We start from the raw sequence: 12,030 nt of genomic DNA on the forward strand, positions 1-12,030 counted from the left end.
CCAACCTTCGGCCCGTTAAACGCCCAATTCAGGTCAAGATTTGGGCCATACTTGACGCTATGGCAACACTTACCCGGCCGAAGGGGCGCGGAGCGCTTGACTTGGGCGCGACTGATCCTGTTATTGACCGCACCATCGGGTGGGGGTCCGAAACGTAAGACTAGCCGGCGAACCCGGGAGGAAGGCGCAATGACGGCCCCGCACGTGACAAAACCGCAGGTTCTTGGGTGAGCAATCCCCGCAACCAGACTTTGCCATATCGCGGCGACATCGACGGGCTGCGCGCCGTCGCAGTGCTGTCGGTGGTGCTGTATCACTTTGGTCTGCCCCTGCAGGGCGGCTTTGTCGGTGTTGATATCTTCTTTGTCATCTCCGGCTTCTTGATCGGCGGCATCCTTTGGCGCGAATACGATCAGACGGGCACGCTATGGTTGCGCCATTTCTACGTTCGCCGTTTTCGCCGCCTTGCGCCCGCATTCTTCGTTATGGCCATCGTGACGACCTTGCTGGGTTGGGCGCTTTTACTGCCTTTCGAGTTCCGTGAATATGGCAAGACGCTGATCTCGGCGACGGTCTATCTGTCGAACGTGCTGTTCTTCCGCAGCGCCGGGTATTTTGACGCCGCGTCCGAAAGCAAACCTTTGCTGCACACCTGGTCGCTGGCCGTGGAAGAACAGTTCTATATCTTCCTGCCGTTGCTGATCCTGTTTCTGGCCCGCTGGCGCTGGGGGGTTCTGGGGGCGATTGTCGCCGCTTGGGGCTTGTCGCTTGCCGGATGCATCCTTTTGACACCGGGTTTTTCCACGGCCACCTTCTATCTTTTCCCTTTTCGCGCGTGGGAATTGCTGACTGGCGTGTTGCTGGCGATCTGGGGGTACGAGACAGGGCGCCAGTGGCGCGGCTGGGCGGTGCTGTCGTGGTTGGGCATGGCGCTGATCTTGGTGGCGATCGTGTTTATCCCGGCGGGTCCGCTTTTCCCCGGAATTCTGGCTATCGTACCGGTACTCGGCTCGGTCTTGATCTTGGCCAATGGGTTGAACAGAAACCCGGTGAACCAACTGTTGTGCAACCGCTATGCGGTCTTCTTCGGGGCGATCTCATATTCGTTGTACCTATGGCACTGGCCGATCTTCACCCTGTCCACCTACCTGAGGGATGGCTACGCAAACCTGCTCGAGGCACTGCTCTGGATGGCGCTTTCCGTGGGGCTTGGCTGGGCGTCGTGGCGTTTTGTCGAAAACCCGGTACGACGCGCAGCGAAATTGCCGGGGGGCGTCGTTCTGAGCGGTTCCGCGCTGGCCTCGGCCATATTGCTTGGGCTGGGCGGCTGGCTTTTTGTCAACGACGGCATGCCCGGGCGATTTGGCCCCAAGGCACAGGTGCATATCGCCGCCTCAGGAGATTTCCTGCAGGATTGGAGCCGCTGTTATATCGCCGACACCCTGCCGCTGGATGGGCTTGAGGTTTGCCCCATCGGACCGGACGGGCCGCCAAAGGTGCTGGTTTGGGGCGATAGCCATGTACGCGCCTTCAAGGAAGGGCTGGATCTGGCGGCAAAAGAAACCGGTGTACCGGGGATGATCATCTGGCGCGCGGGCTGCCCGCCGCTGTTCCATATCCGCAAAGTCGAATCCGCCGCCACGCAGGCACAGGACACCGCCTGCACGCAGGCCAACAAACAGATCGAGCAAAGCTTTGGTCGCCTCCCGGCCCTCGACAGCATCTTGCTGATTGGCCGTTGGAGCTATTATGCCAGCGGCATGGGTGTTGGCTTGGATGCTGAGAACACGATTACCCTGCACCCAACCGATGCGCCGGAACTGGTCGGCCATAAACAGGCCAAGCTTCTTGCGGTCACGGCGAACGACACGGTACGTGCACTTGGCCGTTGGGCGCCTCGTCTATTTGTCATGCGACAACCGCCCGAAATCCCGAATTACGACAGCCGCAAGGCCGCGCGCGAGGCCACGCATGCGGGTTGGCCCCTGGCGGCCAGGCCAATGACCCAAGGTGCTGTGTCGCGGGATGCACTGGCACTGCGCGCCTCATTGGCGGATGCGCCTTGGGTGCCTTTGGCCGAGACCGGGCAAATCGATTATATCGACAGTTGGCCGAAATTTTGTGATGCCAAGACCTGCTCCGCCGTTATTGAGGGCGTCGGGCAATACTTTGACAACAACCACATCACCAACAGCGCCGCTTTGCGGGTGCGTGATCTGTTCCAACCGATCTTTGCGCAAAGTTCCCGGAAGACCGCGCTGACGGATGACCTCGGGCAATGACCCACCCGGCCTCGGACACCGATTGGGATGCGATTGTCATCGGCACCGGTATCGGCGGCGGAACGATTGGACGCGCTTTGGCGGAAGCCGGGCAAAAAGTGCTGTTCCTTGAACAAGGCTCCGAAGGTTATCGCAGCGAAACCAACGGTATGTCCGAGGTCTTCGTCCCCGAGGCGCGCCTGACCAGAGGTCTTTGGCCTGAACCTTTGCACGTCACACTGAACGGCAAGGAAACCGCATTCTATGCGCCCTTGGGCGCGGGTCTTGGCGGCTCATCTGCCTTTTATGCGGCAACTCTTGAGCGCCCCGAACGACACGATCTTGAGGATTCGTCCCAGCGACCGCATCCCACCGGCGGCTGGCCTGTGGGCTTTGATGAGATGCAGAACTGGTACGCCAAGGCCGCGCGCATGTTCCGTGTGTATGGCACCTCTGACCCACTGTCACTTGAGCCGCCTTTGCCATTGCGTCCGCCGCCCGGGCTTACGCGGACAGAACAGCTATTGATGGACAGCCTGACGGAAGCCGGGCTGCAGCCCTATCACACCAATACCGCGATCGAACGGGTTGACGGCTGCCTGAACTGTCTTGGTACGAAATGCCCCAAGCGTTGCAAGATGGATGGGCGATCCGCCGGGGTTGAACCCGCGCTGGAAACGGCGAACGCCCACCTGATCAGCCGCGCCAAGGTCACCCGGCTGGCCACCAACGGCGACGAGATCGCCCATGTCGAGACGCAGATCGAAGGGGAGACACACCGTTTTTCCGCCCGGCGCTATATTCTGGCGGGCGGCGCGCTTGGGTCGGCCAAGCTGTTGCTGGCATCGGCAAATGATGGCTGGCCAACCGGGCTGGCCAACCGTTCGGGTCTTGTGGGGCGGAACCTGATGTTTCACCTGAACGAGATGTTTGCCCTCTGGCCCAAGCGCGGCGGCCACGACGACGGCGCGACCAAGGCGATTTCCCTGCGCGACCTTTACCATGGCGACGCGCGGTTCGGCACAGTTCAGGCGATGGGCATTCGTGCGTCTTATGGCGAGATCGTGCATTATCTGAACCTGATACTGGCCCGCACCGCGCTGGCCCGGATCCCCGGCGCAGGTCAACTGACCCGGCTGCCTGCCGCCATCGCCGCGCAGCTTTTTGGACATGCCCAGATCTTTGTCGGGTTGATGGAGGATCTGCCCTACGAGGCAAACCGCCTGACCTATGACCCCGCCCGGCCAGACCGCCTTTCGGTCACCTATGATTTTGCACCCGAACTGCTGAGTCGTCGCCGCGCTTTTCGTCAGGCCATCCGGCGCGCCTTTCGCGGTCATCGCCGGATGTTCCTTGGGATCAGCCCCGAGCTGAATTATGGCCACCCCTGTGGCACGCTGCGTTTTGGCGACGACCCGGCGCGCTCGGTCTTGCGCCCCGACTGCCGCAGCCATGATGTACGCAACCTTTGGGTCACGGATGCCTCGTTCATGCCAACTTCGCTTGGGGTGAACCCGTCGCTGACCATCGCCGCCAACGCCTTGCGCGTGGCCGATATCTTGACGCGCGAGGGCCAGTCATGACGTTGATAACCCCTTCTGACGGGATCGCGATCGTCACCGGAGCAGGCTCGGGGCTGGGACGGGCCTTGGCGATCGAGCTGACTGGACGCGGATTCTCTGTGGCCGGAACTGGACGGCGCGTCGAGGCCCTGCGCGAAACAGCTGATCTTTGCCCGCAAGGCCTTTTCCACGCCGAACCACTGGATGTATCAGACGCCTCCGCAGTTGTGGAAACATTTTCCCGAATTCGGAAAAGGCATGGCCCAATTGCCCTTTTGATAAACAATGCCGCCGTTTACCCCCAACGCGATTTTCTTGAAGAAACCCCTGAAAGCTTTATGAAATCAGTCGCGGTTAACCTTGGCGGAATTGTCAATTGCAGCCACGCTGCGTTGCAGGACATGGCAACGAGTGGCGAGGGGCGCATCCTCAACGTCGCGACCTTTGCGGACCTCGATCCTCTGCCTAGTGCAGGCGCTTATTCGGTATCCAGGGGCGCGGGGCGCATCCTGACTCGGACTTTGGTTGCCGATCTCTGCGATCGCCTGCCCGGCATCGTGATTGGTGACTGGATGCCCGGCATGCTGCGTACCCAGATGGGCATTCAGGACGGGTTAGACCCAGCGCAGTCGGCGAAATGGGGAGTCAAGCTGGCCTTGATGCGCGATCCGTCCTTGACCGGGGCCGTATTCGAGATGGACCGGGAAATTCTTCCGCCCCGCGGACTCCAAGACAAGATCAAGGACCTGATCCTGATGCGTCGGCGCAAACCACGACGGCTGTGACGCAGGTCAGGCGCCGGTCCCTTTCACGCGTAGCGCAACGGCGCGCAGCATCTGGCCGGGCAAAATCGCAAAACATTTGATGTAACGCAGCCCAAGGCGTTTTGGATTGGCCATCATCCGCCACAGCCATTCCACGGCATAGCGTCTCGCCCAATCCGGCGCACGCTTTTGCGTACCAGCAAAGAAATCCAGACCGGCCCCGATTGAGGCGAAGCCGACGCCCGGCGCGACCCGGCGACCTGTTGCCGCGAACAATTCCTGTTTAGGGGCACCAAGTGCGACAAAGCACAGCCCCGCGCCGGACTCTTCGATCTCTTTCAGTATTTTCACACTTTGAGGGCTGGCAGCATCAAAGCCCATCGGGGGGGCGATACAGCACACAACCTCAAGATTGGGAACTTCGCGCTCAAGGTAAGCCTTGGCGGCCGCAAGCGCCTGGGCAGTCGATCCGGCAAAGGCCACCTTTACCCCTTGCCGCGCAGCGATCCGCGACAGCGGCAGGATCGCCTCGGACCCGGGGATCAGCTCAACAGGGCGCCGGGCCATCCGCGACATCCAGACGATGGGATTGCCATCAGCCACAATGAAATCCTGAGCGGCATAGGCCGCGCGAAATGCAGGAGAGGTGTTCAGTTTGACAAGATGATCCAGATTTATCGTCGCCAGAGCAAAACCTTCGCGTCGCGCAAAACGTTCGGCCACGCGCGCCTCGAGCGAGGCCCAGGTTGCCACGTTCACCGGAACTGTCTGTCTTTTCAGCGTAAAATGCATGGATACCATTCCCGTCCCGCAGGGTGACGCAAATCACACCCGCCTGCCGAGCCTTATGCACAACAACCCGGTCCGAAAAAATGGCAATAATTCGACTTTTTCGTCATTTTCGGAAAATTCTGAAAACCGTCCGTTTTGTCGAATTCTGGCCACGTTTTCCGTATAGTGATCCCACAGGCAATGGTGGGCTGAGCAGTGGTAATCTGGTTCAATCTTGAGATGTCCTGCCTCGGCAGGTCTTTGATCCGTGCGAGGCGCGGATGACGGGACGTGTCTTGCTTTTGGGTTGCGGTTTTGTGGCCGATCTTTACATGCGCTCGCTCGCCGCAACAAAAGGCATCGAAGTCGCCGGTGCCTTTGATCTAGACGCGGCGCGGCTCAAGACGTTTTGCGAGTTCTGGAACGTCCCTGCCAAGCCGTCGTTCGAGGCGCTTCTTCAGGATGCGCCCGACGCGCTGGTGTTGAACCTGACCAATCCCGATGCCCATTATGAAACGACCCGCGCCTGTCTTGATGCCGGTCGCCACGTCTATTCGGAAAAGCCGCTGGCCATGACCGTACAGGACGCCAAGGTGCTGCACGGACTTGCTGCGCAAAAAGGACTGATGCTTGCCTCGGCGCCCTGCTCGGTGCTGGGAGAGGCGGCGCAAACGTTGGGTCATGCTTTGCGCAATGGCGTGGCGGGCACGCCGCGCGCAATTTATGCCGAGTTGGACGATGGTTTCATCCCTCAGGCCGCGTTCACCAAGTGGCTGTCGGAAAGCGGCGCCCCCTGGCCTTATCAAGACGAATTCCGCGTCGGCTGCACGCTTGAACACGCCGGATATTATCTTGGCTGGCTGATTGGCTGGTTTGGTTCGGTTCGCACGGTGGTTGCTGCCAGCGCCGAAACCATTCCCGCCAAACAGGGCGCCGGGCCATTTGCGCCCGACCTCTCCGTCGCGACCTTGTTCTTTGAGAACGGCCCAGTGACGCGGCTGACCTGTTCGATCGTGGCGCCGCACAACCATTCGATCCGGATCGTCGGAGACCGGGGCGTTTTGAAATGCGATGCCGCGTGGGACAACAGCGCCAAGGTCCATTTTGCCAAACGGATGACCGTCCGGCGCCGCCTGATGGAATCGCCTTTTCCCAAGCGGATCAAACTCGCTGCCTCGACGCACCCCAAGGTCAAACGTTGGGGCGCGGCGGCAATGAATTTTATGTTGGGGCCCGCCGAAGTCCTTGAGGCGCTGGAGCAAGGCCGCGCTTGCCGCGTCGGCGGCGACTTTGCCCTGCACATGACCGAGGTCACCCTGGCAATCCAGACCGCAGGCGAACACAGCGGCGCCCAGACCATGACCACGCGCTGCGACCCTATGGAGCCGATGCCATGGGCCCGTTGACGCGCATCCTGATCACCGGGGCCAGCGGCTTTGTCGGGGCCAGCGCCACCCGCGCCGCCCGTGCGCGCGGGATCGAGGTGGTTGCCGTCTACAGGCGCAATCCCCGCCCGGAATGGGCTGATGACACCGGGATCATTCCGATCCGGATCGATCTGTCCGATACTTCCAACACAAAACCGTTGACCGAGGCCATGGAAACTGTCGGCGCTGTCATTCATGCCGCCGCCCATCTTGGCGACGATGCCATCGCGCATGAATCGGACACTCTGCGCGGCACGCAGACGCTTTTGGATGCGATGGAGGGGTTTGACGTGGCCTTGGTGCTGATCAGCACGATTGCCGTCTATGACACCATGCGCCTTGAGCCCTGGCAGAAGCTGGACGAATCCAGCCCGCTGGAAAAACCCGAAAGCGCCCGCGATATCTATTGCGCGGCAAAACTGCGGCAGGAACAGTTGGTTCGCGCCAGCAGGCGACCGGCTTGGCTGATCAGGCCGGGTGTTGTTTATGGGCCAAGGCGCACGTGGAACGATCTCATGGGGTTCAACGCCGCCGGTCTGCATGTGCAGATCGGTCAGACCGGAGAGCTGCCCTTGATCCATGTGGATCATCTTGGCGCAGTGCTGGTTCAAGCCGCCGTGACAGATCCCCATGGACTTCAGATCCTGAACGCAATTGACGATGATCGCCCGACACGCGCCCGCTTTCTGAAAGCACATCGCCAAACGGCCGGGAAGCCCAAAGCGGTCCTTCCTCTGCCCTACGGGTTCTGGCTGGCCCTGGTTCAGGGCTTGAAACCGATCAGCCACAAGCTGCCCGGCCTGTTTCGCGAACCCATTGTCAAAGCGCGGCTGATGCCCCTGCATTATCCCAACACAGCCTTGCGCGACGCGCTGGGCGGAGAAGACAGCGACCGATTTGAGGTCATGCTTGCCCGCTGCACAAAGGGCGCGCCATGACCCTGACCAAGCTGGCCTATCTGACGGGGGAATACCCCCGCGCCTCGGACACGTTCATCCAACGCGAAGTCGCCGCCCTACGCGCGATCGGGCACGAAGTGTTGACCTGCTCGATCCGCACCACCGGGGCCGAACACCTAGTCGGGCCGGAACAACGCGCGGAACATGCCAGCACTTTCAAGGTTCTGGACGCCTGCAAGTCGCCGCTGCGGCTAACTCGGGCGCATATACGCTGGCTCAGGACGCCGGGCCGTTACCTGCGCGCTTTGGCGCTGGCGTGGCGGACCGCGCCAAAGGGGATCAAGGGACGGCTCTTTAATCTGATCTATTTTCTAGAGGCCGGCGTTTTGGCCGCGCATCTTTCGGATAAGGGCGTGCAACACCTGCACAACCATATCGCCAAAGCCTCTTGCACCGTGGCGATGCTGGCCTCGGCGCTTTCGGGTATCCCCTACAGCTTTACCATCCACGGGCCGGATATCTTTTTTGAACCGCACCACTGGCGGATTGATGAAAAGGCCGCGCGGGCAAGCTTCGTCGCCTGCATCAGCGACTTTTGCCGTTCCCAATTGATGAGCTTTGCCGCACAACAGCATTGGAACCGGTTCCATGTGGTGCATTGCGGCGTCGATCCTGATCGTTACACCCCGTCGCAACACGGCGGCGCAGAACTGCTCTTTGTGGGGCGACTGGCGGGCGTGAAGGGTGTGCCGGTGCTTCTGGATGCCTTGCGCGGGCTCGACTTTCGCGATTTGCGGCTGACCCTGATCGGAGACGGGCCTGACCGCGCATTGCTGGAAGCCCAAGCCAAGGGTCTGCCCGTCGACTTCGTTGGCTACAAATCGCAGGCCGAGGTCGCCGAGGCGCTGGCCAAGGCCGATGTCTTTGTCCTGCCCAGCTTTGCCGAGGGTGTGCCTGTTGTCCTGATGGAGGCAATGGCCTCGGGCTTGCCGGTCGTCGCGACCCGGATCGCCGGGGTTCCGGAACTGGTCGTTCACGAGATGTCGGGCTTGCTGGTTCCGCCGGGCGACGTGATCGGGCTGCGCTCGGCCATCAAGACCGTGCTCGACAACCCGGACATTCGGCGCGAAATGGGCGTAGCCGGGCGCGAAACCGTCGAGGCGGACTTCAACATTGGCTCTGAAGCGCGCTGGTTGTCGACCCTGTTCGAGGGCTACCGTCTTGGGTGTCCACCCTTGGGAAAACGCCTATGACCCCGGTGGATGTGGTTCTGATCGGGCGCAACGAAGGCGCGCGGCTGGTCGCGGCACTGAACTCGGTGATGGGGCAGGCGCGGCAGGTGGTCTATGTGGATTCAGGTTCGACCGATGCCAGCGTGGCAGAGGCTGAACGGCGCGGCGCAACGGTGGTGCAGCTGGACATGGCCATCCCCTTCACCGCCGCCCGCGCCCGCAATGCCGGATTCGACGCGCTGGAGGATCCGCAGATCGTGCAATTTATCGACGGCGACTGCGCCCTTGTTCCCGGCTTCATTGCCACCGCCCGCGCTCATCTGGAAACCAATCCGCATCTTGCCATGGTGACCGGCTGGCGCCGTGAGATTCACCCCAACGCAAGTGTCTACAATCAGTTGTGCGACTGGGAATGGCGCCGCCCCGCAGGGCAGATCGACGCCTGCGGTGGTGACATGATGGTGCGGGCCGAGGCTTGGCGAAGCGTTGGCGGCATGGATCCGGCCGTGATTGCCGCCGAGGATGACGAATTTTGCACCCGGCTGCGCAAAGCAGGCTGGCTGCTGGAACGGATTCCACAAGAGATGACCCGCCATGACGCCAATATGCTGCGCTTTGGCCAGTGGTGGCGCAGGGCCGAACGGACAGGCCACGGCTTTGCTCAGGTCGGCCATTTACACCCCGACTATTTCGTCAAGGAACGCCAACGCGTGCTGGTCTACGGGGCCGCCATCCCGCTTGCCATGCTGGTCGGGGTCTTTGTCGCGTGGTGGGTGCCCTTGCTGATCGCCGCGCTATACGCGGTGAACTATATCCGCACCGCCAAGGGGTTGATCCACGAAGGTTTGCCCAAGGATCAGGCATGGCTACACGCGCTGTTGCTGACCCTGTCAAAGCTCCCCAATCTCATCGGCATGGCGCGCTATCACTGGCGCAGCCTGACCGGGCGCGCCATGCGCATCATCGAATACAAGTAAGAGGTCGCCATATGTCCACCACAACCCGCGTTGGCCTGATCGGGGCCGGGTATATTGCCACGTGGCACGCTGATGCCTTGAAAGCGACGCCCGGCGTGACGATTGCCGCTGTCTGCGATGTCTCGGAAACCGCCGCCAAGGGGTTGGCCGAAGCGTATGGGGCGAAACCCTTTACCTCTGTGGACGAATTGATCACCTCGGGGTTGTGCGATGCGGTACACATTCTCACACCACCGCAGTTACATAAGGAAATCGCCTTAAAATGCCTTGAAGGTGGGCTTCATGCGCTTGTGGAAAAGCCTGTGGCCGAATCCGCCGAGCAGACCCGGGAGATATGCCAAGCGGCTGAGAAATTGGGCAAATGTTTTTTCGCCGGGCATAACTTCCTTGGCCTGCCCTCGTACACGCGGATGAAGGCCGAAATGGCCAAGGGGACATACGGCCGCATCTCGGGTTGCGAAATTACATGGGCCCTGCCTTTGGCGCCCTTGAGATCCGGGCCGTTCAACCTTTGGCTGCTGCGTCAGCCCAAGAACCTGCTGCTGGAACTGGGTCCGCACCTGATGGCGTTTGCGTATGATCTTTTCGGCCCGGTCGAAGTGATCCATGCCGAGGCCAGCAAGACCATCGCCCTGCCGGGCGAGGACATACGCCCGCAGGCTTTCCGCATTCTGGCACGCGCTGGCGGGGTCGAGATCACCTTTACCATTTCGCTTGTCGAAACCATGGATGACCGCAGCGTGACCCTGCGCGGCTCCAGCGCACGCGCGCGGCTGGACTATGCGCAGGACGTGTTGATCGTCGAGCGCGAGAATGCTTCGGACCTTGTGGTCAATCCGCTGCGCCGCCAGTTGGACCTGTCGCGGCAACATTTATGGGAAGGGGCGAAGAACGCCGCCGTCCAACTGAAATCGTTGAACACCCAAAACCCCTATGGACGCAGTTTCCGGGACATGAATGCGGCGATCTACGGGTCTTTGAACGGGCCTCAGGATGCTCGGTTCTCAGGCGCCAGTGCTGCGCAGGTGATGCAGGCGCTTGACGATGCAATCAACCTGCTTCCCGCCGACGTGCTGGCGGTCAAAGCCCCCGCAGTGCAGACCCGTAAACCCAAACCCACCGCCATGGTTATCGGCGGCACCGGCTTTATTGGCCGTGCGCTGACCCACCGTCTTGTCGCCGAGGGACGCGATGTGCGCGTGCTGTCGCGTGGGCGCGGCGGCCCTTTCCCCGATCTGCCCGACAATGTCGAAACCGTCAGCGCCTCCTTGCATGACCTTGATGGGCTGATCGCCGCGATGGACGGGATCGAGGTGGTGTTCAACCTTGCCAAAGCTTTGGAGATCAGTTGGGCCGATTGCCTGATCAATGATGTCGGCGTGGCCACGCGCATCGGGATGGCCTGCGAAAAGGCCGGGGTGAAGAGGCTGGTCTATACCGGCACCATCGCCAGCTATGACATGTCCGATCCGAACGCGCAGATCACCGAGCAGACCGGCTTTGCCGAGGATATGACCGACCGCAACCTCTATGCCCGGTCCAAGGCAGAGTGCGAACAGCAGTTGATGAAACTGCACCGCGAACGCGGTCTGCCATTGGTCATCGCCCGCCCCGGTATCGTTGTGGGTGAAGGCGGCCCACTACAGCATTGGGGCATCGGCCGCTGGCACGGCGCCGGCGCTGTCCGCATATGGGGCCATGGCCGCAACATCCTGCCCTTTGTGCTGAATGACGATATCGCAGACGGGCTGATCCGCATGATCGACGCTCCGGTCGAAGGCCAAAGCTTTAACTTGATCGGTGATCCGATGATGAGCGCCCGGGACTATTTCGACGCGATCCATCAGACACTTGGCGCGCGCATCCGGGTCAGTTCCGGGAATCTGTATGCCTTCTATGCCTCGGACGCGGTGAAATACGGCCTCAAGAAATATGCCCTGCGCCGCCCCGGTGTGATCCGCCCCAGCCTTGCCGATTGGAAGAGCCGCGCGCATTTTTCGCCCTTCGTGAACGAGAAACCCAAACGTCTTCTGGGCTGGAAACCCGAATCCGATCGCTCCGCGTTCATTGAGAAAGCGATCGCCCAGGCCAATTTGTTCGGGTTCTGATTGCCGCCGGATTCGTGAACAATCCCCTC

Annotated in this window: 9 protein-coding genes; 8 read left to right on the forward strand and 1 reads right to left on the reverse strand. The window is 61.1% G+C overall.

Features of this window, described 5'->3' with window-relative positions:
- Positions 1 to 227: 227 nt before the first annotated feature.
- The 3 genes from ACOYQJ_RS07570 to ACOYQJ_RS07580 are packed head-to-tail and all read left to right on the forward strand — an operon-like array spanning position 228 to position 4,608.
- Complete coding sequence (locus ACOYQJ_RS07570; RefSeq protein WP_422905411.1) at positions 228 to 2,282, forward strand: acyltransferase family protein; 2,055 nt, start codon at positions 228 to 230, stop codon at positions 2,280 to 2,282.
- Positions 2,279 to 3,844, forward strand: coding sequence for a GMC oxidoreductase (locus tag ACOYQJ_RS07575; RefSeq protein WP_422905412.1), 1,566 nt, complete (start codon positions 2,279 to 2,281; stop codon positions 3,842 to 3,844). The genes ACOYQJ_RS07570 and ACOYQJ_RS07575 overlap by 4 nt, the downstream gene beginning before the upstream one ends.
- Complete coding sequence (locus tag ACOYQJ_RS07580; RefSeq protein ID WP_422905413.1) at positions 3,841 to 4,608, forward strand: SDR family oxidoreductase; 768 nt, start codon at positions 3,841 to 3,843, stop codon at positions 4,606 to 4,608. The genes ACOYQJ_RS07575 and ACOYQJ_RS07580 overlap by 4 nt, the downstream gene beginning before the upstream one ends.
- A 6-nt stretch (positions 4,609 to 4,614) precedes the next feature.
- Here the strand turns inward: ACOYQJ_RS07580 and ACOYQJ_RS07585 are convergent, their stop codons facing one another.
- Entirely contained in the window at positions 4,615 to 5,379 is a 765-nt protein-coding gene (locus ACOYQJ_RS07585) for a WecB/TagA/CpsF family glycosyltransferase (protein WP_422905414.1), read from the reverse strand.
- Between the two features lie 260 nt (positions 5,380 to 5,639).
- On the opposite strand from ACOYQJ_RS07585, the gene ACOYQJ_RS07590 reads away from it, so the two are divergent.
- The 5 genes from ACOYQJ_RS07590 to ACOYQJ_RS07610 are packed head-to-tail and all read left to right on the forward strand — an operon-like array spanning position 5,640 to position 12,001.
- Positions 5,640 to 6,764 carry a Gfo/Idh/MocA family protein gene (locus tag ACOYQJ_RS07590; protein WP_422905415.1) on the forward strand — a complete coding sequence of 375 codons (1,125 nt, stop codon included), beginning with the start codon at positions 5,640 to 5,642 and terminating at the stop codon, positions 6,762 to 6,764.
- Positions 6,752 to 7,723 (forward strand): NAD-dependent epimerase/dehydratase family protein, encoded by a 972-nt coding sequence (locus ACOYQJ_RS07595; RefSeq protein ID WP_422905416.1) that lies wholly within the window; start codon positions 6,752 to 6,754, stop codon positions 7,721 to 7,723. Before ACOYQJ_RS07590 ends, ACOYQJ_RS07595 begins: the two co-directional genes overlap by 13 nt.
- Positions 7,720 to 8,937 (forward strand): glycosyltransferase family 4 protein, encoded by a 1,218-nt coding sequence (locus ACOYQJ_RS07600; RefSeq protein ID WP_422905417.1) that lies wholly within the window; start codon positions 7,720 to 7,722, stop codon positions 8,935 to 8,937. Before ACOYQJ_RS07595 ends, ACOYQJ_RS07600 begins: the two co-directional genes overlap by 4 nt.
- Complete coding sequence (locus ACOYQJ_RS07605) at positions 8,934 to 9,893, forward strand: glycosyltransferase family 2 protein (RefSeq protein ID WP_422905418.1); 960 nt, start codon at positions 8,934 to 8,936, stop codon at positions 9,891 to 9,893. Before ACOYQJ_RS07600 ends, ACOYQJ_RS07605 begins: the two co-directional genes overlap by 4 nt.
- Positions 9,894 to 9,904: 11 nt before the next feature.
- Positions 9,905 to 12,001: an NAD-dependent epimerase/dehydratase family protein gene (locus ACOYQJ_RS07610; protein ID WP_422905419.1), complete on the forward strand. Its 2,097-nt coding sequence runs from the start codon at positions 9,905 to 9,907 to the stop codon at positions 11,999 to 12,001.
- The last annotated feature ends 29 nt before the right edge of the window (positions 12,002 to 12,030 follow it).

It is taken from the genome of Pacificoceanicola algae (genome assembly GCF_049341065.1).
Lineage (GTDB): Bacteria > Pseudomonadota > Alphaproteobacteria > Rhodobacterales > Rhodobacteraceae > Pacificoceanicola.

Bases quoted from the DNA above. Each gene is read 5' to 3' on its own strand.
- ACOYQJ_RS07575 (WP_422905412.1), top strand. From the start codon at position 2,279: ATGACCCACCCGGCCTCGGACACCGATTGGGATGCGATTGTCATCGGC.
- ACOYQJ_RS07580 (WP_422905413.1), top strand. From the start codon at position 3,841: ATGACGTTGATAACCCCTTCTGACGGGATCGCGATCGTCACCGGAGCA.
- ACOYQJ_RS07585 (WP_422905414.1), bottom strand. From the start codon at position 5,379: ATGCATTTTACGCTGAAAAGACAGACAGTTCCGGTGAACGTGGCAACC.
- ACOYQJ_RS07590 (WP_422905415.1), top strand. From the start codon at position 5,640: ATGACGGGACGTGTCTTGCTTTTGGGTTGCGGTTTTGTGGCCGATCTT.
- ACOYQJ_RS07595 (WP_422905416.1), top strand. From the start codon at position 6,752: ATGGGCCCGTTGACGCGCATCCTGATCACCGGGGCCAGCGGCTTTGTC.
- ACOYQJ_RS07600 (WP_422905417.1), top strand. From the start codon at position 7,720: ATGACCCTGACCAAGCTGGCCTATCTGACGGGGGAATACCCCCGCGCC.
- ACOYQJ_RS07605 (WP_422905418.1), top strand. From the start codon at position 8,934: ATGACCCCGGTGGATGTGGTTCTGATCGGGCGCAACGAAGGCGCGCGG.
- ACOYQJ_RS07610 (WP_422905419.1), top strand. From the start codon at position 9,905: ATGTCCACCACAACCCGCGTTGGCCTGATCGGGGCCGGGTATATTGCC.